Origin of the sequence: Butyricimonas faecihominis, from assembly GCF_033096445.1 — a bacterium.
GTDB classification, from domain to species: Bacteria; Bacteroidota; Bacteroidia; order Bacteroidales; family Marinifilaceae; genus Butyricimonas; species Butyricimonas faecihominis.
Genome location: NZ_AP028155.1, coordinates 4,618,996 through 4,638,760, shown reverse-complemented (window position 1 = coordinate 4,638,760; position 19,765 = coordinate 4,618,996). Strand labels below are relative to the sequence as shown.

At 42.2% G+C, this 19,765-nt stretch carries 13 protein-coding genes and 1 pseudogene; 5 read left to right on the top strand and 9 right to left on the bottom strand.

The genetic code is table 11. From position 1 onward, the window contains the following. Nucleotides 1-71: 71 nt before the first annotated feature. The gene (gene tamL / locus R8806_RS19220) at nucleotides 72-2,393 is read right to left on the bottom strand and encodes a translocation and assembly module lipoprotein TamL (protein WP_124316056.1); all 2,322 of its coding nucleotides are present in this window, start codon (nucleotides 2,391-2,393) and stop codon (nucleotides 72-74) included. Then, the gene (locus R8806_RS19215) at nucleotides 2,374-7,044 is read right to left on the bottom strand and encodes a translocation/assembly module TamB domain-containing protein (protein WP_164719567.1); all 4,671 of its coding nucleotides are present in this window, start codon (nucleotides 7,042-7,044) and stop codon (nucleotides 2,374-2,376) included. The genes tamL and R8806_RS19215 overlap by 20 nt, the downstream gene beginning before the upstream one ends. A gap of 413 nt (nucleotides 7,045-7,457) precedes the next feature. Between R8806_RS19215 and R8806_RS19210 the strand changes: the two are divergent. The 4 genes and pseudogenes from R8806_RS19210 to R8806_RS19195 all read left to right on the top strand — a co-directional run bounded on the left by R8806_RS19210 (nucleotide 7,458) and on the right by R8806_RS19195 (nucleotide 11,763). Further along, a pseudogene (locus R8806_RS19210) lies at nucleotides 7,458-9,001 on the top strand (acyl-CoA carboxylase subunit beta). A gap of 17 nt (nucleotides 9,002-9,018) precedes the next feature. After that, nucleotides 9,019-9,333, top strand: coding sequence for an acyl-CoA carboxylase biotin carboxyl carrier protein subunit (locus tag R8806_RS19205; RefSeq protein WP_124316054.1), 315 nt, complete (start codon nucleotides 9,019-9,021; stop codon nucleotides 9,331-9,333). A gap of 44 nt (nucleotides 9,334-9,377) precedes the next feature. Continuing rightward, the gene (locus R8806_RS19200) at nucleotides 9,378-10,298 is read left to right on the top strand and encodes an ABC transporter ATP-binding protein (protein WP_124316053.1); all 921 of its coding nucleotides are present in this window, start codon (nucleotides 9,378-9,380) and stop codon (nucleotides 10,296-10,298) included. Nucleotides 10,299-10,422: 124 nt separating this feature from the next. Further along, nucleotides 10,423-11,763 (top strand): ABC transporter permease, encoded by a 1,341-nt coding sequence (locus tag R8806_RS19195; protein WP_124316052.1) that lies wholly within the window; start codon nucleotides 10,423-10,425, stop codon nucleotides 11,761-11,763. Nucleotides 11,764-11,808: 45 nt separating this feature from the next. Here the strand turns inward: R8806_RS19195 and R8806_RS19190 are convergent, their stop codons facing one another. The 4 genes from R8806_RS19190 to gcvT all read right to left on the bottom strand — a co-directional run bounded on the left by R8806_RS19190 (nucleotide 11,809) and on the right by gcvT (nucleotide 16,591). Then, complete coding sequence (locus tag R8806_RS19190; protein ID WP_124316051.1) at nucleotides 11,809-13,059, bottom strand: DUF1015 domain-containing protein; 1,251 nt, start codon at nucleotides 13,057-13,059, stop codon at nucleotides 11,809-11,811. A gap of 114 nt (nucleotides 13,060-13,173) precedes the next feature. Then, entirely contained in the window at nucleotides 13,174-14,091 is a 918-nt protein-coding gene (locus R8806_RS19185) for a 3-phosphoglycerate dehydrogenase (protein WP_124316050.1), read from the bottom strand. A gap of 103 nt (nucleotides 14,092-14,194) precedes the next feature. Beyond that, nucleotides 14,195-15,268: a 3-phosphoserine/phosphohydroxythreonine transaminase gene (gene serC / locus R8806_RS19180; protein WP_087421601.1), complete on the bottom strand. Its 1,074-nt coding sequence runs from the start codon at nucleotides 15,266-15,268 to the stop codon at nucleotides 14,195-14,197. 225 nt (nucleotides 15,269-15,493) lie between these two features. After that, a complete protein-coding gene (gene gcvT / locus R8806_RS19175; protein WP_124316049.1) occupies nucleotides 15,494-16,591 on the bottom strand; it encodes a glycine cleavage system aminomethyltransferase GcvT in 1,098 nt (365 codons plus the stop codon). Nucleotides 16,592-16,832: 241 nt separating this feature from the next. Between gcvT and R8806_RS19170 the strand changes: the two genes are divergently transcribed. Continuing rightward, the gene (locus R8806_RS19170) at nucleotides 16,833-17,177 is read left to right on the top strand and encodes an STAS domain-containing protein (RefSeq protein WP_124316048.1); all 345 of its coding nucleotides are present in this window, start codon (nucleotides 16,833-16,835) and stop codon (nucleotides 17,175-17,177) included. Nucleotides 17,178-17,214: 37 nt separating this feature from the next. On the opposite strand, the gene R8806_RS19165 is transcribed toward R8806_RS19170, so the two are convergent. The 3 genes from R8806_RS19165 to R8806_RS19155 all read right to left on the bottom strand — a co-directional run bounded on the left by R8806_RS19165 (nucleotide 17,215) and on the right by R8806_RS19155 (nucleotide 19,673). Further along, the gene (locus R8806_RS19165; RefSeq protein ID WP_124316047.1) at nucleotides 17,215-17,406 is read right to left on the bottom strand and encodes a hypothetical protein; all 192 of its coding nucleotides are present in this window, start codon (nucleotides 17,404-17,406) and stop codon (nucleotides 17,215-17,217) included. Nucleotides 17,407-17,569: 163 nt separating this feature from the next. Continuing rightward, the gene (locus tag R8806_RS19160; RefSeq protein WP_124316046.1) at nucleotides 17,570-18,571 is read right to left on the bottom strand and encodes an ornithine carbamoyltransferase; all 1,002 of its coding nucleotides are present in this window, start codon (nucleotides 18,569-18,571) and stop codon (nucleotides 17,570-17,572) included. 133 nt (nucleotides 18,572-18,704) lie between these two features. Further along, nucleotides 18,705-19,673 carry a carbamate kinase gene (locus R8806_RS19155; RefSeq protein ID WP_151412190.1) on the bottom strand — a complete coding sequence of 323 codons (969 nt, stop codon included), beginning with the start codon at nucleotides 19,671-19,673 and terminating at the stop codon, nucleotides 18,705-18,707. Between the last annotated feature and the right edge of the window lie 92 nt (nucleotides 19,674-19,765).

Sequence of the window (19,765 nt, the reverse complement as noted above, 5' to 3'; positions counted from 1 at the left end):
AAGGGTACAAAAGGAAATATCAAGCCGATAAAAGTATGACAATTCAAGTCATCTCACGCCAATATTTTTCTTTAGAACGGGTAACCGATCGCCAAGTGAAACCTTAAACCATCCTTGAACTTGGGGATATTATAATATCCCGACTTATCCGGATTCTTGTAAGGAGTATGCAAAGCAATTCCCAGATCACCCCGGAGTACGATAAAACCAAAGTCATAACGTAGGCCGAAACCTGTTCCCAAAGCAATCTCTTTTAACAAACCTGCCAACTTAAACTCCCCGCCCGGACGTTTCGGGTCATTCCGCAACAACCACACGTTACCGGCATCCAAAAAGATAGCCCCATTCAGTTGATACATGATTTTGAAACGAAGTTCCACGTTCCCTTCCAATTTAATATCTCCCGTCTGATCCAGATAAGCCGTTTTGTTATCACTTTCCTGATGATAGCTACCGGGGCCAATTGACCGGATCGTGAACGCCCGGATACTATTTGCTCCCCCGATATAAAATTGCTCGCTATACGGCATCACCCGGGAATTCCCGTAAGCACAACCGATGCCCCCCATAAAGCGGGTTGCCAGTAGAGAGGTTTCCGTTATCTTACGGTACACGATTACTTCAGAGGTTAATTTCAAGAATTGCGAGTAGATATTACCGAACAACTTCTTGTTTTGCCCCTGATGATTTCCCGTGATATATTGTACGGCGGAAAGAATGTTTCCTGCCGACATAATCGTATTCTGCCAGTACAATCGATTGGGATTCCGTCTTGTTGCCGCCCTGTCATAAGTGTACGAATAGGACATGGAAGGAATCAACTGATTCTTGAAACTCATCGCTATCGCCGGGTTATTCTCCATCGTTTCATCAAATTCTTTCGAAGTCTGCAACAAATGGGTGTACGTGATCTTCAAAGGTGTTATCGTGTGGAACACTCGCCACGAGCTTTGAAAATCATAACTGAGAGATCCCGTGAAAGAAAGCATCCGGAAAAAAGTATGGCGATTCAAAAAATCTACTCCAATCTGGAAATTCGTACGTTCGGCAAACTCCTTGCTACTTTTCAGGAAGTTAGGTACCAGCAAGCGAGGCAATGACAAACCGACGTTCACACCTAACTCGTAAGAATTGATTAACCCGGAATTTGAATTTGTCTTTTTATCCCCGATTTCCCATTCGTAAGCCCCATTCAACTTAAAGGTCAGGTTCTCCCCGCCCCGGAATAAATTCTTATTCGTTATTCCCAACGACAAACCGGGCCCGAGCAAATTATTGGATTTAGAGGAAACATCTACTTCTATTTCCGTCTCTATCGGTAAGTCGTACACGGCATTAATACTAAAGTCCAAACTTCCGAAACCGGACTTTTTCACGCTATCCGCCCGGGTCACGTTCAGGTTGGTATATTTAAAAATCCCAAGCCGGGCCAGACTCGTCTGCGTTCGATTTTGTCGCCAGAACGAATAAGTGTCTCCGGGAAGTAAATGCATGGAACGAGCGAGGACCTTGGGCTTCACGTCCAACGGTTTCGTGTATTTCACCTCTATCCCCTTATAAGACAAGGTATCTTGTGTCTCTGACTGATCGGAATTTTCCAGAACAAGTTCCACGTTTCCCACCTTGTACGGTTGCAAGGCTACCGCCGGGACACCATGTTTCAAAGCAATACGAACATCCGCTACCCGCCTTTCGCGTGTCGTGTCAACCAAAAATTCGATATAATCCGATTGAAAATAATAATACCCGCTATTCCGGAACATTTTAGTTATCCGGGTTCGCTCATCTTCCATCGTGTACAAATTATACTCCGCCCCGGATTTTAACAAGCACTCCCGTTGCGTTCTCTGTATCAGACTATCCATTCTCCCCGTCCAGCCCCAAAATTCAACAGTTCCCAGCAAGTAAGCTTCCGGCACATAAACATTATAACTGATTTTCGCTTTCTTGGGATTCCGTTTGTTCGGAATAATCTCGTAACTGGATTTCACCCCGAAATAACCGTATTCGCTGGCAGCATTCTCCACCACTTTCAAGCGTAGTTCCGGCTGTACATCAGAGATTAACACGGGTTTCTTGGCCAATTTTTTGTATAACCAATGCTTTAATCCCTTCTCTTTCTTCACATTCCAGTTATACACCCACAACCCAACCGGAAACGGGGAACGTATGTAAGGAGCATACAACGGGTTATTAGGCGGGAAACCTAACGGACCGGAAATAGCCGAACTTTTCGGGCCCTCCAACTTTACCCCTTTGGCGGTCTCTATATTCATCTTCTTCACCCCGGTGTATAACACCTCACCTTCGGTCAACCTCTTCGTCTGAGAACAAGAGCTACCCAATATCATGAATACTATAATAACAAATAAACTATTTCCCAGACTTTTCATTTTCTATCGGTTCTATTTTGGATTCTACTTGTACTTTCTTTTTACGGCGGAATATATCCATGAATTTTTGGAAATTCTTTCTTAATACCACACCGATACCGGTTTGCGTCACTTCACCCTCCAAGACACTCTCGTAGCCCGTGTGCCGGAAGATCTTTAGAAAAAAGTTCGGATTCTTTCCAAACACGTACTCGATGGCAATGTCATCCACAAGATTCTCCTCTACTCCCCCGGCCGCAGGGTCATTATCCGTGGAGATTCGCCCCCCGACTTTCACCCGCACCTTATTATTAAACAGTCGTTTCGAAAATTGATAAGAATAATCCGTTTTCTTGGATTCTCCTGCCTCTGACACTTGATTATAGGTATTAATACCAAACGTCAAATCCATATTCTTCAAATGTTTCCGAGACCATTGATTCAATTCATTTTCCACGAAATTATTCAGGGCATTATCAGAAGCATTGGACTTTGCCACCGTCCCCGGCCCGGAATAAGTTCCGTAAATCATCATGTTCATCGCCTCCTTTGAACGCTCCTCGGCTGTCATCGCTGCCAATTGGTTCTGTATCGTTATATCCCCTTCCGCTGCAAGATCAAACGTGATGTCCAGTTTCTCCAACGTGTTTGAAATCTTGATCATGGCATTGAACGTCACTAGGCGGGATTTCTGGCTATCATCCGTCACGCTAGCCGAAATTGTCTCCGCTGCCGTTATATTCAGGGTCGGATTAGCCAGATCCCCAGTCCATTCCACGAAACTACCGTCTTGTATCTTGAAATCCTTCTGCCCGATCACCGGCAGACCGTAAGAAACGATTCCACTCGTCAGAACGTATCTTCCCACGAGGCGGGTCTCTCCCACCGGATTCAATGTATAAGTCAGATTTCCCCCGCCATTTATTGCTACCCGGTTCTGCCCATTCGACGACAGCAACACATTCAACCCAACTAACGGTGCGATATTCACGGACATGAGCAAATCCAGATTCACGGAACTAATCTGCTGCAACTCATCGGCCGCAGCCAATTGAGTCGTGTCGCTGAACGAAACGAAACGCACGACATCCGCACTCCGGTCCGTCAATTCCAAAGGCGAAGATTTCAACGTGTAATAGACTTCACTATTATCCAACAAGTTAATATTTCCCCTGACCTTTAAATTATCCAACATTCCTTTCAATGTTGCCGAGAGATCAACAAACACTTTCCCGTAAACCATGGTCTCCGTATTTTCTTTCACCTTCATGGCCTGAAAATTCTTCGCTTGAACAGAGGCATCCATTTTTATGGCCGAGAAGGATGCGAAATCAACCGTTCCCAATAGTTCTAATCGCTGTTTATTAGGAGCAATCAACCCGAAATGATTAAAATCCAAAAGATTATCATGAATCACGATAGCCGAAGAATCTATTTTAAAGGTCGTCCCGATCATCAAAGCTTCTATGGTTCCGTCCTTGAAACGCAAATCTCCATTTATCAATGGTTGATCCATTTGTCCCTTCACTTGAAAAACCCCGATCATGTCTCCATCCAATTTCATTATACCCGGAGGAGTAAAGGCTCCCGCAACCCGCAAAGGGAATTTAGGGATGTCTATATCCAATGCAATATTTTTATCTTCAACCCCTGTCATTAATCTACCTTTGGTCAAAAGCGCCTTTACCCCATCCACCGACAAGGAAAAATCCACGTCATGCTCTGTCTGTTGCGACAATCGATATTCAATACCTAATCCCAAATCTCCCACACGCTCTTTCCCGTAATAAAATTCGTCCACATTAACCGTCCCATTAACATCAATCACGTTATTTTTGCTATACATCTGCACATCAATCCCTAACAAACCGGATATATCCGGGATAAATGACAGCGCTTTAGACAAACCGCCCAAATCAACACCTTTAATATCTACAATCAAGGAGGCCGGTTTGTGATCTGCATCTTCTTCCGAAATCAAACGAATCCGCTTGTCTCCATTCAGCAATTGCAAGTTAGCTGCCGGAATTTCCCCTTGTTTCAAACGAATAAAATTGCCCCGGTTTATTTGCCATGAAACATATCCCAAGATAAGAGGATCGGGAGAAATACTCACGCTAAAAGCACTATCCTGCAAAGCAATATTAGCCCCGATATTGAATATTTCCCCTTCCTCGTTCGCGTGTTCACGTATTCTCACGTTTATCTGATCATACTCCACGTTTCCTTCCACGGTCAGCTGGGCCAATCCTTCCAATTGATCTTTAGCTCCGAAAACATCCACGCCATAACGTAAAGCCACGTCCTTCTGTTTTGCATACATCAACACACTATCCAGAACGATTCCCTCGATATTCAATCCATAAACCTTCGAACTTAACCCGAAATCATGGGAAACATCTGTTCCTAAATCTATAGCCATTCGTTCAAAACGAATTCCGTTACTTTTCAGGTAACCATTCAATAAATTTTCTTGCTTGGCATCTATGGTTAACCGGAAATCAGGTAACAGTTCGTTCAATCTCACCATGTTAAAATCATGTTTCTCAATCTGCTCAACCAACAATCCGCTAGCTGCACTAAAACGATCGACTAACGTGTAGCCTCCACCATCCCCTTCAAACTTCATGGTCAAGTCTCCCGCCTTGACATCCAACAACGTCTTGTTTCGCAGACCGGAGAAAGTAATATCCAGATTTCCCAACTTACGGGTAGCAAGATCCTGCAAAACAATATTCGAAAAATCAGCCCGTAAAGACGATGTACTGTCCGCCTTCAATTCTGCATCAACATTCAGTCCCAAGGAAAAAGCCATATTTTCCGACATAAAATGTAATCCTTTCAGATCTACATTTTTAATATCTCCATTCAAATTTATCTTGTACGCGTTCTCATCTGCCCGTAACCGGAATTTCATTCCCAAATTCAATTCCTGATTATCACTCCATAGTTCCCCGGTTAACTCCCGATCCTTCAATGCCGCATCCAAAACAACATTTTTATAATCGTATCCATTATAATATAAGGAGGCTAATTCAAAATCCACTTTCGCCATCGCCTCTTTCCAATCAAGGCCCCGGCCCGATGCCAAAAGATTAGCCGTGATCACCCCCAACGAATCATTCGGCATGAATTTATCCAAAGCGAAATCTTTCAAATGAACTTCTGCACGATAGGTATTTTCTTTCCAGCCATAGCCCGCAACAGCACGTAATATTCCTCGTCCGGGATTCAACTCCATATCCACTTTTACCGCCTGATCCGCTATATTAACACCCGTCACTAATGACAGATGATCCGGAATAACCAATCCGGCCTCCCCATCCTCTGACAACAAAGGTGCGAAATACTCTCCCCGATCAACGCCAAACGCTATATCCAATTTTCCCGCAACCTTTTCCATATCTGTCACGAATGTCACATTCCCCTCACTCTTCAAAGAAAAACCTCCTGTTGCACCAACATCAAAATGAGCAATATTCAACTGATCGACCTTACCCTTTATCAATCCAGACAAAGAAAAAACTTTATCCGATAACCAGTTATTTAACTGATCATTGGAGTCCGGCATAAATAATAGCACATCCCGCCCGGCAATATTTCCATCAATCGATAACTGAAAAGGAGTTTCCATACCGAAATCACTTATCCCGGATTCCGCCCGAACATTCATTTTCAATTGACTATTACTCGTTTTTAAAATCAGATTCGACACGTTAGTCTGTTCACTTTCCAAACTGACCCGACAAGACAAATCTCGCAAATCTAATCCATTTCCTTCCTTGAAACGTAAATTTTGAACAATTGCCGCCACCTCTGTTCCTTTATTGAACACGCTATCCACTTTCAACGAAAGCGCTGATATACGAATTGTTTCCGGGAACTGCTCCGCATCAACAGGAACACTCATCGGTTTCATTAAAAAACGATTATCCTCCAACTCGACCGTCTCCACCCGAACTTGCCAAGGCATACTTTCTTCCGTCGCCACCCCTGCTCCACTTTGCTCCCCGGTAGATTCTGCCATCAGTAGATCGCAAAAACCACGAAGCAACATGATTTTCTCTAGCTCAACAGTTTGTTTTTCCAGCCCCACATCCATTCCATTCAGTCGAGCCTCTCCCACCCCAGCATGGAATTCCCCCATAGGCAGCCCCTGCAACTGATAATCAATGCTATCGATTGTTACCTCTCCAACCTTAAAACGCCAGCGAACCGGCTCACTCCCCCCGGTTGTATCAACCGCAGACTCCCCACCGCCTAAATTCATCCGGATTTTTCCTCCTTTTAAAGCAACGAAAGGGATCTCTGCCTCCTGTTGGGACAGATTCAACCGATCCACCCGAAGATTCAGTTCCTTCAAAACGACATTCATTTTCAATCCGGAAAGAGAATCCCCGAAATTAACCGCTGCATTCTCCACGACTAAACGACGTACTTCAACTTCCTTCTTTAAAAGTTTTGTCAATGCAACATTCACCTGAATCACATCGGCATACAGCATCGTGTCTTTTTCCGTCTGTCCCAGATAAATCTTTTCAACGGCCAAGTCGAGTGGAAATTTCAACAAAATCCGCCCAACCGACAGTTTCATGTCCAAATTATTATTCACGTACTGCTCCGCCTTCCCTTTCACAAAATTCTGGATGGCTGGAACATACAAAAGAATCATGATAAGAATTACCAAAGAAAAAAGAACCAAGATAATTCTCAATATATATTTAAAAAGCTTTCGCAAAAATCTCATTTTCCTTTCTTCATCAAAGATTAATCAACTACAAAACTACAATTATTTCTCCAATTCGACCACTAGGGACAAGGCTTTTACCTCACATTTCCCAATAATACTTTTCCTCAACCCACAAACCGAATGCTTAATTTAACGAACAACTAAACCATAGAGTTACGGAGTAGTACAAATTTATATGCAGAATATCATTCCCTAAAACACTATCCGACAACATCTTATTCATAACCATTCGAAATAGTGTTTTTTTCTTCATTTTTTTTTCGTAATCTTGCATTTTGGTAGGCGGAATCTAACATTGAATAGAACCTATCATTTATAAATAAAAAATAATACTTATGTCACTTAAAAGAAATGTTCTTGATTTAAGAAAGAGAAAAGAAATTGTTCTTCAAGGAGGTGGCGAAGAGGCGATTAAGAAGCAAGCTGCAATGGGAAAATTGACAGCCCGGGAGCGTATTGAAGCAATTTTGGACAAAGACTCTTTCCATGAGTACGACATGTTCGTTGAGCATCAGTCCAAAGATTTTGATATGGATAAGAAAGTTCTTCATGGTGATGGTGTCATCATTGGTACCGGAACAATCTATGGAGAACCTGTATGTATTTATGCGCAAGATTTCACCGTAGCCGGAGGTTCTCTTGGTTTGATGCATGCTCGTAAAATCACTAAAATCATGGATCATGCCTTAAAAATGCGAGTACCCTTGATCGGAATCAACGATTCTGGTGGAGCTCGTATTCAAGAAGGTGTTGACTCCTTAGCCGGATACGGAGAAATTTTCTTCCGTAACACCCAAGCGTCCGGAGTAATTCCTCAATTATCTGTAATCCTCGGTCCTTGCGCTGGTGGAGCCGTATACTCTCCCGCCTTGACCGACTTCGTGTTCGTGGTAGACAACATTTCCAAAATGTTTATTACCGGACCTGAAGTTGTAAAAACGGTATTAGGAGAAGTCGTGACTATGGAAGAACTCGGAGGAGCTAGAGTTCACAGTGAAATCAGTGGTAATGCCCATTTCTTCGCTCATTCAGAGTATGAATGTTTTGAACAGATCAAAAAATTATTGACATTCATTCCCTGGAGTAACGAGGCAAAAGCTAAACCTTTCCCCTCCAAACCGCCAAGACCGGAATACAAGATCGAGAAAATCATTCCGTCTGACCCAACCCAGCCTTATGACGTGCGCGATGTAATCCGTGCTGTTGCCGATGATTCAGACTTCTTGGAAATTCAACAAGAATTCGCTAAAAACATCGTTGTCGGATTCGGACGTATCGACGGGGAAACTATCGGCTTCGTGGCTAATCAGCCTTCTGTACTTGCCGGAGTGTTAGACTGTGACTCTTCTGATAAAGCCGGACGTTTTATCCGATTCTGCGATGCCTTCAATATTCCGATCGTAACATTCGAGGATATGCCGGGATACTTACCGGGTGTTGAACAAGAGTATATGGGTGTTATTCGTCACGGAGCGAAAGTTCTTTATGCATATAGCGAGGCTACAGTACCTAAGATTACCGTAATCCTTAGAAAAGCATATGGTGGTGGTTATATCGCTATGAACTCACGTCACTTGAAAGCTGACTTTATGTTCGCATGGCCAACTGCCGAAATTGCAGTAATGGGACCGGAAGGTGCTGCCAACATCATCTTCAAAAAAGAGATTATGGCTGCCGAAAATCCGGAAGAAATGCGTAAAATCAAAGTTGCCGAATATCGTGAAAAATTCGCCAATCCTTACGTGGCCGCCTCTAAAGGCTATATCGATTCCGTGATCGAACCCGAGGAAACCCGGAGATCCTGAAACACTCCATCGAGGTATCCAGCAACAAGTCGGTATTAACCCCGGCTAAAAAACATGGAATTCCTCCATTTTAAACTAAAATTATACCACGATGAGTACACCAAAATACGATTTATTAGAAATCGACGGCTTAAAATATAAAACCCAGTTTACCGAAAAATTTATTAATCGGAAACAATGGGAAAAACCCGATCCGGGAGCCGTTATCACATACATACCGGGATCTATCATCGATTTGTATGTAAAAGAAGGTCAAGAAGTTAAAGCAGGAGATTTGCTTTGTCTCTTGGAAGCCATGAAAATGCATAATAAAATCCTAGCTCCCATAAGTGGTACGGTCACGAAAGTCCATGTCAACAAAGGAGATAAACTCCCGAAAGACGCTTTAATGTTTGAAATAAAATAACCTCAAAGGCTGCCGATTCGGCAGCCTTTGACAAATATCCGATTATGAGTTTCTTCAAAGCCTTGAACATCGTCAAAACCTATGCAAACCACAAGGCATTGGATGACGTGTCAATCAATATCCCGGAGGGAGCCATCTACGGGCTACTAGGCCCTAATGGAGCCGGAAAAACTTCCTTAATTCGAATTATTAACCAAATCACAGCCCCTGATTCAGGAGAAATATTTTTCAGAAATGAACATCTGCAACCGTCTGATGTCAACCGGATTGGTTACCTTCCGGAAGAGCGAGGACTCTACAAAAAAATGAAAGTCGGAGAACAAGCCGTTTACTTGGCTCGCTTAAAAGGAATCAGTAAACACGAGGCGATCGTCCGTCTTAAAATGTGGTTCGAGAAATTCGAGATTGAAGCTTGGTGGGATAAAAAAGTAGAAGAACTATCCAAAGGTATGGCACAAAAAGTACAATTTATCACCACGGTACTTCATGAACCGGAATTGCTGATTTTTGACGAACCCTTTAGCGGTTTCGACCCCATCAACGTTGAATTACTGAAACGGGAAATTCTCGAATTACGCAAGAAAGGAACAACCATCATCTTTTCCACACACAACATGGGATCGGTAGAAGAAATCTGTAGCCATATCGCCTTAATCAACAAATCACGCAAGATCATCGAGGGACCAATCAATCAGATTCGTGAAAAGTATGCCAGTAACACATACCAGCTCAGCTGTCGTTACAACCCAGAATTCTCACCCGCACAAACAATCGGCTCAGAATTCGAGATAGTATCTCAACGTGTCGAAGGAGACCGTCAGGATATTATTTTGCAACAAAACACTTATTGCCCGGCAAACACCCTTTTGTCAAGAGTCCTGCCCCAAACAGACATCATCTCTTATCAAAAGATCATTCCCAGCATGAACGATATCTTTATAAAACTCGTAAAAGAGCAAGCCTAAATAATTTTTAGATTTATGATTTCAAATTTTAAATTAAAATAATTATCCCAGATTGAAAATCAGAATGACGTTTCCCAAACCTCATATTCAATTTTCAATTTTCAATTTTCAATTTTCAATTAAAATGAACAAGATACTCATTATCATAAACCGGGAATTTACCACAAGAGTCCGTAAAAAGACCTTCCTTGTCGTCACCATTTTTGTCCCGATCCTGTTTGCGTTATTCTACGCTTTCCTCATGTGGATGCTACTACGAGACGACAGCCAAGAGCGTACAATTGCCGTTATCAACGAATCAACGTTAGAAACCCCGCTTCAAAAAATCAATAACACGAGTTTCACGTATATCGATCAGGAGATACCGGAAACAGACTATATTGATTTTCTGAAAAAGAACGATTTTTACGCCATTACCCGCATCCCGGCCAATGTCATGACCCATGCCGAAATTCCGGTATTCTCAACGTCTCAAGTTCCCATGGAATTGAAAAACGAGATTGCATCACAATTACGCCAGAAAATAGAAACTGTCAAACGTGCTGAAGTGATTGCTAAAACCCAGATGCCGGATTTGGAAACGGAATTGGATGCCACCAAAACTCCCGTACTGGTGAGGACATTACTTGTCACGGACACTGGAGATGCCAAAGAAAGTTCGTCTGAAATCACGTCAATTATCGGACTGGTTGCCGGGCTAATCATCTACTTCTTTATTTTCATGTATGCCTCTCAAGTAATGAAAGGTGTTATCGAAGAAAAAACGAATCGGATTATTGAAGTGTTAGTTTCTTCGGTAAAACCCTTCCAGTTCCTGTTGGGAAAGATTATCGGTGTGGCTGCCGTGGGACTTGTACAATTTTTGATATGGATTGTTTTGGGAGGAGGTATTATTTTAATTTCTCAAGCTTTCTTCATGCCGAATCTTGACTTGGAAGCTTTAAAAAATGCCAACGACCTAAATATGTTTGCTCAAGGAACGGAAATTAACCCCGAACAATTGGCAATCATCCAAAATCTGGTAAAAACCATTGATCCCATGTTTATCTTGAAATTTGTGGGAGCCTTCTTATTCTATTTCATCGGAGGATATTTATTATATGCATCATTATTTGCCGCCATTGGAGCAGCCGTTGATAATGAAACGGACTCCCAGCAATTCATGACCCCTCTGTCTATCATTCTGGTTGTCGCCCTTTACATCGGTGTTGCTGCCATGAAAAGCCCCGAATCACCCATGGTATTCTGGAGTTCTCTCATCCCATTCACCTCTCCGGTCGTCATGCTTGTACGTATACCGTTTGGTGTTCCTGCATGGGAAATCATCACTTCAATGGGTTTACTCGTCGGTTCCTTCCTTTTCTTCACGTGGTTATCCGGTAAGATTTACAGGGTAGGTATCCTCATGTACGGGAAGAAAGTCACATGGAAAGAATTATACAAATGGCTTCGCTATAAAGCATAAGAAAAGCGACTCTTTCGAGTCGCTTTTTTATCGAGTCCAGTCTTATTAGATCTTGTGGATTACCATTCCAGAACGAAGTTTCGGCTCGAACCAAGTCGTCTTCGGAGGCATGATATTACCGGTATCGGCAATATTGATCAATTGCTCCATAGAAACAGGGTACAAAGCGAAAGCCACTTTCATCTCGCCATTATCAACACGACGTTTCAATTCACCCAATCCGCGAATACCGCCCACGAAATCAATCCGTTTAGAAGTACGCAAATCTTGAATATCTAAGATGTCAGCCAATACATGGTTAGAAAGGATCGTTACGTCCAATACTCCGATCGGGTCATTATCATCGTAACTTCCCGGTTTAGCCGTCAATTTATACCATCTTCCGCCTAAGTACATGCTGAATTCATGTAATTTAGCCGGGTGGTAAATCTCCGTACCCATATCTTCAACCGTGAAATGTTCACCCAATTTAGCCAACAATTGCTCTTCGGTCAAACCGTTCAAATCTTTTACAACACGGTTGTAATCAATGATTTTCAACTGATGATCCGGGAAGTGAACAGCCATGAAGAAATTATATTCTTCCGTACCATCGTGGTTCGGGTTCTTTGATTTGAACTCGGCACCGATACGAGCAGCAGCAGCAGTTCTATGGTGTCCGTCAGCAACATACGTGTAAGGAACTTTCGTTGCAAATAATTCCTCCAAACGTTTGTTGGTCTCCGGGCAGTTGATAGCCCAGAAGTGATGACCGAATCCGTCCTCTGCCACGAAATCATAGTCAGCTTTCCTACTCTTCACGATGTCCTCAACAATAGCGTCGATTTCCGGAACAGCCTTGTAAGCAAAGAATACCGGTTCCAAGTTAGCTTTTACATAACGGGTCAAGATCATACGATCCTCTTCCTTATCCGGACGAGTCAACTCGTGTTTCTTGATAATCCCGTTCATGTAATCCTCACAAGCGGCACAACCTACGATACCATATTGAGTTCTTCCGTCCATAGTCTGGGCGTAGATATAAAATTTAGCATCCTCATCCTGAACCAACCATCCCTTTTCCTGAAACATATTGAAATTCTCCACGCTCTTGTTATAAACAGTCTCGGAGTGAATATCAGTTCCTGCAGGGCAGTCAATCTCAGCTCTGGTAACATGTAATAATGAACGAGGTTTTCCTGCAGCCATTTGTGCTGCTTCCTCTGAATTCATCACATCGTAAGGTAGACACGCCAGTTCCTCACAAACTTCTTGAGATGGTGTACGTAATCCTTTGAATGGTTTTACTATTGCCATAAGTATATTTATGATTTAACGATTTACGATTTAATGATTCCAACCACACAGATCCACGCTTCAAATAGCGCCGTGAAAAATCACAGAATCATAAATCGTAAATCTAAAATTGATTTATTTGTTTACTCTGAATTTCTCGTCACCTTTCTCTATGAAGTTCACGATCTGGTGAGCAGCAGCCAATCCTGCGTTAACGTTAGCCTCTTCTGTTTGAGCGCCCATCTTTTTCGGGGTAGCGAAGAAACGGCCTTCGAATTTGCTGAAACAATCACAATCCGGAGCGATATCCGTGATATAGTGGAAATCAGCTCTTTCTTCCATCAATTTAGCCAAACCTTCCTCGTCGATAACTTCCTTACGAGCGGTGTTCACCAAAACAGCCCCCTTCGGCATATCTTTCAACAAATCATAATTGATTGATTTCTTGGTTTGTTCTGTTGCCGGGATATGCAAAGAGATGTATTGACACATCTTGTACATTTCCTCAGCTGAATGTAACGGGATTGCCCCGGCATTTTTGATTTGCTCATCAGTCATGAACGGGTCGAAAGCGTAAACTTCCATTCCGAATCCGCGAGCGATACGTCCAACGTTTTGTCCAACGTTCCCGTAAGCGTGGATACCGATCTTCTTACCTTTCAACTCGGAACCTGATTTTCCGTTGAAGAAGTTACGAGCCATGTAAACCATCATACCGAAAGCCAACTCGGCCACAGCGTTTGAGTTTTGTCCCGGAGTGTTCATAGCCACTACATTGTGAGCAGTACAAGCAGCCAAGTCGATGTTATCATATCCTGCACCGGCACGAACGATTACTTTCAAATTCTTAGCAGCCTCGATTACTTCTTTGGTAGCTTTGTCTGAACGGATGATCATAGCGTCAACATCAGCAACGGCAGCGATCAACTCGTCTTGTGAAGTATATTTTTCTAATAAAACTAACTCATATCCTTGAGCTTCTACGATTTCTCTGATTCCGTTAACGGCAACCGGAGCAAACGGTTTATCTGTAGCGATTAATACTTTAGTCATGATAATTACAATTTTAAATGAAAAAAGATTTACGATTTCAGACCATCATTGCCTTCATTTTCATGAAAGACAATTCTACATCCGAAATCGTAAATCGTCAATATTAAATATGTTTTGCTTCAAATTCTTGCATTGCAGCAACCAAAGCTTTCACGTCTTCGATTGTACAAGCGTTATAAGTAGAAGCACGGAATCCACCTACTGAACGGTGTCCTTTCAGTCCTACCAAGTTTTTAGTCTTAGCGAAATCAAGGAATTCTTTCTCCAATGACTCGTATCCTTCTCTTAACAAGAAAGGAATGTTCATTCTTGAACGAGAACCTTCTTTTACAACCGGACGGAATACTTTGCTTCTTTCCAATTCAGCATAAAGCATATCAGCTCTTTCGATAGCTAATTTCTCCATAGCTTCAACACCACCCATTGCTTTTACCCATTTCAAGGTTTCTTTCACCCCGAAAATATTGATACATGGAGGAGTGTTGTACATTGATTCTTTATCCACGTGAGTTTTGTATCTCAACATAGTCGGGATCATTCTGTCAGCTACCACGTTGTTCAAGAAATCATCTTTAATGATCACGAAGGTTACACCGGCAGGTCCGAGGTTCTTCTGGCATCCACCATAGATCATGGCATATTTAGACACGTCAACCGGACGGCTGCAAATATCAGAAGACATATCACAAATCAAAGGCACCGGAGAAGTCGGATCATAGAAAATTTCCGTACCGCGGATCGTGTTGTTTGAAGTGATGTGCATGTAATCCACGTCTGAAGGAATCGTGAATTCAGGATAATAAGTAAATCCATCAGCCTCAGAAGAAGCAACGATTTCAACTTCACCCCACATTTTAGCCTCTTTAATAGCTGCAGTTGACCAAGTTCCGGTATTTACATAGGCAGCTTTCGTTTTCAAGAAGTTGAAGGGGATCATGCAGAACTGCATACTAGCACCACCACCCAAGAAAAGAACCGAGTATCCTTCCGGAATATTCAATACTTCTTTGAACAAGGCAACAGCCTCTTCGTAAACAGCTTGAAAATCTGCAGAACGGTGAGACACTTCCATGATTGATTGTCCCGTGTTACCGAACTCTAATACTGCTTTTGATACATTTTCCAATGTAGAATCCGGCAATTTACATGGTCCGGCATTAAAAATGTGTTTTCTCATCTCTAAAATATTTAAGTAGATAATTAATTAAAATCTTGTTTGCAATCGCGTTACAAAGATGCAAAATAAGTCCATATAAAAGACTTTTTTCCGTAATTTTTATTCGTTTTTATTACCGCCTAATAATCAACAGCTTCAACATCTTCGAAAACGTTTTTGCTTCTATAAAAAGACTAAGCACCCGTTCCCGGGTGCTTAGTTATCGTCTAGCTCAAAAGCACCCGACTAAAAGAACGGGGTCTTGACAATTTTAGCTTTCAAAGCTTTGTTTCTTACACGAATGAAGATCTCCGTATCCAGCTTGTGGAAACCACTCTTCACGTATCCCGTACCGATTGACTTCCCGGTCCAAGGAGAAACAGTTCCGGAGCAAACTACCCCGATCTCGTTTCCTTCTGCATCCTCGATTACGTATCCTTGGCGAGCAATACCCTTATCTTGAAGTTCGAACGGCTTCATGTAACGGCTCGGCTTATCCGCTTTCATTTTTTCATGATAAGCACGGTTAATGAAATCATTTCCCGGCACGAATTTCGTGATCCAGCCCAAACCAGCCTCGATAGGAGAATGATCATCGTCAATTTCGTGTCCGTACAAGCAGAAACCTGCTTCCAGACGCAAGGTATCACGAGAACCTAACCCGGCAGGTTTGATTCCGAATTCAGCCCCAGCCTCAAACACGGCATGCCAAAGTTTCTCGGCATCTTTCACGTATGCATAAATCTCGCAACCACCCGCCCCGGTATATCCGGTCGTGGAGAAAATCACTTTATCGATTCCTGCAAACGGGATCTCTTGGAAAGTATAATATTCCATATCTACCACGTTAGCTGTGGTTAATTTTTGCATTGCTTTCAATGCCAAAGGACCTTGAACAGCAAGCTGGCAAATATTATCAGAAGCGTTTTCCAAATCGGTATCCACGTTCATACCTAATTCTTTTGCCCATTTCGTACACCATGCCCAGTCCTTCTCGATATTGGCCGCATTCACAACCAACAAATATTTCTCGGCGCTGAAACGATATACCAAAAGGTCATCCACGATACCTCCCGTTTCATTTGGGAAACAGCTATATTGAACCTTGCCATCCGTAAGAGCCGCCACATCGTTAGAAGTAAGTTTCTGTACCAATTCGAAAGCTTTCGGGCCTTTTACCCAAAATTCACCCATGTGAGAAACATCAAATACACCCACTTTTTCACGAACCGTGTTGTGTTCGTCTTTAATACCGGTATATTCAATCGGCATATTGTAGCCGGCAAAAGGAGCCATTCTTGCCCCAAGCTCCTCATGGAAATGTGTAAATGGAGTAGTCTTCATTTTTTATATCGTTTAAATATTCATTATATTATAAAGTATAACAATAACACTCTGCAAAGTTAAAACTTTTATTGTTCTTGCCTACCCTTTCTAAAAAAATATTAGCACGTCAATTGAATCTTCGAAATCAGAAACAAACCGCCCGTAAACTTATTTGCAATCTCGGTAAAAATGATTACTTTTGCTTAATTCAACTGTGAATAAATTTACTACATATTAATCCTTAGAAACTAATTAAACAATGATTCTAAAAGTAACAGAACAAAATGGTATCACCATTGTCGAATTCGTAGACGTGACTCGTTTCACGTTAGCGTCGGCTGACGAAGTGAAAACGGAACTTAGACCTTTGTTAAATAATAAAGATTGTCGAATGCTCTTCGACTTTCACGACATTGAATTTGTAGATAGTAGCGCCATCGGTTGTATCATCGCTCTTTTCAAAACAGCGAAAAGTGTCGGCTCCAGCCTAAAACTTTGCAACCTCACGCCGGAAGTGTTGAAAATATTTGAACTCTTGCACCTGCAAGTGATCTTCGACATCACCGGAACCCGTGAAAGCTGCATGGCAGACTATGCGAAATAAAAGATAAAGCCTCCCTTTCAGGAGGCTTCACTTTTTATCAAGCTATCGTCAGACAAACACTATCCGATGCAGCTTTCCCATTTTTCGTGGTAGCAAAAGCATATCCTTTCACATTCGCAGGATCCCACTCTTCCGGCAAGGATTCACTCGTGTTCCCGTTCTCTCCACGAGCTCTCAACAAAATAAGCTTACCTCTCTTCAACACGGTTTCGTACAACACGGCATACACCTGATCGTCAGCAGAAGAATAACCTTCCTCACAAATAATTTTTAATTGTATTACGTGTATTTCTCAACCACGAACATCATAAGGAAACAAAAAGAGCAGCCCTGTCGAATTTCTACGACAGGACCGCCCGGAATATATTCTTAGTAAAAAGACCTATACGTAATTAGTCACCCAAAGTAGCAACCATCACAGCCTTGATCGTGTGCATACGGTTTTCTGCCTCGTCGAACACGATAGAGTTCTCTGATTCGAATACTTCCTCGGTTACTTCCAATCCGTTCATTCCGAATTGTTTGTAAACGTCACGACCTACTTGGGTTTCCAAGTTATGGTATGCCGGCAAGCAGTGCATGAATTTGCAGTTCTTGTTTCCAGTCAATTCCATAGCTCTCTTATTCACTTGGTACGGGGTCAACAATTTGATACGCTCTGCCCATACTTCTGCAGGCTCGCCCATAGATACCCATACGTCAGTGTACAAGAAATCGCAACCTTTCACACCTTCTTCTACATTATCCGTGATAGTAACAGTAGCGCCAGTCTCTTCTGCAATAGCCTTGCAAGTAGCAACCAATTCTGCATCCGGTTGCAATTCTTTCGGAGCAACAATACGAACATCCATACCCATTTTAGCTCCACCTACCATCAACGAGTTACCCATGTTGAAACGAGCATCACCAAGATAAGCGAAAGTCACTTTATTCAACGGTTTGTCGGTATGCTCCATCATCGTTAAAAAGTCTGCCAGAATCTGAGTCGGGTGGAATTCATTGGTCAAACCGTTCCATACCGGAACTCCTGCATAACGAGCCAATTCTTCAACAATATCCTGAGCAAAACCGCGATACTCGATACCATCAAACATACGTCCCAATACGCGAGCCGTATCAGCCATAGATTCTTTTACTCCAATTTGAGATCCGGAAGGACCAAGATAAGTTACATGAGCACCTTGGTCATAAGCTGCAACTTCAAAAGCGCAACGGGTACGAGTTGAAGTTTTCTCGAATATCAAAGCGATATTCTTACCTTTCAAACGAGGTTGCTCGGTGCCGGCATATTTTGCTTTCTTTAAATCAGCAGCCAAATCCAACATGTATTTAATCTCTTTCGGAGTGAAGTCTAATAACTTCAAAAAGTTTCTGTTTCTCAAATTAAAAGCCATAACTTTATTTATTTTAGATTTATGATTTTAAATTTCAAATTGAAAAATAACAAGCATCTTTCTTTTATAAAAACGGTCAAAAATAATATATCCTAACGAAAACTAAAACCAATTCTTAGTTTTAAATTCTCAATTATCTTCTGTCATCCTCGTATTCCATTGTAATCTTGGAACCATATCTCCGATCTTCCAACTTGGTTGCCTCCGTGATAACGGATTTTTGCCCTCCGGCTTTCACGAAGCGCAAACAAGCCCGAATTTTCGGGGCCATACTACCTTCCGCAAAAACTCCCTCTTCCAAATACTTCATCGTATCGGCATAATCAAGGAATTCCAATTTTTTCTCTGTTGGTTTCTTGTAATCCTTATAAATATAAGGCACATCCGTCAAAATATAGAATTCATCCGCTTTTACACGGGTTCCAACCATGGCTGAAGCCAAATCCTTGTCGATTACCCCTTCGATCGGTTGAATATCACCTTTCTCATCAATATATACCGGAATACCACCCCCACCGGTCGTGATCACGATGTTTCCTTCACGAGCCAAACGCTCTACCAAATCAGCATTCATAAAATCTTTCGGATCCGGCGAAGGAACCACTCGACGCCAACCACCTTCTACCTTGATCTCTTCTTTGAACACCCAACCTTTCTCTTGAGCTAATTTATCAGCCTCATCCTTCATGTAAATTTTTCCTACCCGTTTGGTCGGATTCTGTAAAGCCGGATCGTTCTTGTCAACAATCACCTGTGATACCATGGAGATCACGTTACGTTGTAGCCCGTGTTCTTTCAAGATATTACGTAAATTACGTTCAATCATGTACCCGATTTGTCCTTGCGTGAAAGCCACACAAACATCCAATGGCATAGCGGCATTGTCATATTTCTCCACACCGGCAGCGTTATCCATCAAAACGTTTCCAACCTGAGGACCGTTTCCATGAGAAATAATCAGATTATATCCTTCTTTTATTAAATATACCAAATTCTCCAAAGTGTCGATGGTATTGGCATTTTGCTCTTCAATAGTACCTTTTTGATTTCCTCTCAAAAGAGCATTACCTCCCAACGCGATAACTGCTAATTTTTTTTCCATTACTCGTATTTTATTTATTATCTTCTTTTCTATTCGAAAAATTCTGCGTCCACAAAGCTAGCGAAATTAGTTATACAAAAAATAGGTAAAAT

Bases quoted from the DNA above. Each gene is read 5' to 3' on its own strand.
- tamL (WP_124316056.1), bottom strand. From the start codon at position 2,393: ATGAAAAGTCTGGGAAATAGTTTATTTGTTATTATAGTATTCATGATA.
- R8806_RS19215 (WP_164719567.1), bottom strand. From the start codon at position 7,044: ATGATTCTTTTGTATGTTCCAGCCATCCAGAATTTTGTGAAAGGGAAG.
- R8806_RS19205 (WP_124316054.1), top strand. From the start codon at position 9,019: ATGAGTACACCAAAATACGATTTATTAGAAATCGACGGCTTAAAATAT.
- R8806_RS19200 (WP_124316053.1), top strand. From the start codon at position 9,378: ATGAGTTTCTTCAAAGCCTTGAACATCGTCAAAACCTATGCAAACCAC.
- R8806_RS19195 (WP_124316052.1), top strand. From the start codon at position 10,423: ATGAACAAGATACTCATTATCATAAACCGGGAATTTACCACAAGAGTC.
- R8806_RS19190 (WP_124316051.1), bottom strand. From the start codon at position 13,059: ATGGCAATAGTAAAACCATTCAAAGGATTACGTACACCATCTCAAGAA.
- R8806_RS19185 (WP_124316050.1), bottom strand. From the start codon at position 14,091: ATGACTAAAGTATTAATCGCTACAGATAAACCGTTTGCTCCGGTTGCC.
- serC (WP_087421601.1), bottom strand. From the start codon at position 15,268: ATGAGAAAACACATTTTTAATGCCGGACCATGTAAATTGCCGGATTCT.
- gcvT (WP_124316049.1), bottom strand. From the start codon at position 16,591: ATGAAGACTACTCCATTTACACATTTCCATGAGGAGCTTGGGGCAAGA.
- R8806_RS19170 (WP_124316048.1), top strand. From the start codon at position 16,833: ATGATTCTAAAAGTAACAGAACAAAATGGTATCACCATTGTCGAATTC.
- R8806_RS19160 (WP_124316046.1), bottom strand. From the start codon at position 18,571: ATGGCTTTTAATTTGAGAAACAGAAACTTTTTGAAGTTATTAGACTTC.
- R8806_RS19155 (WP_151412190.1), bottom strand. From the start codon at position 19,673: ATGGAAAAAAAATTAGCAGTTATCGCGTTGGGAGGTAATGCTCTTTTG.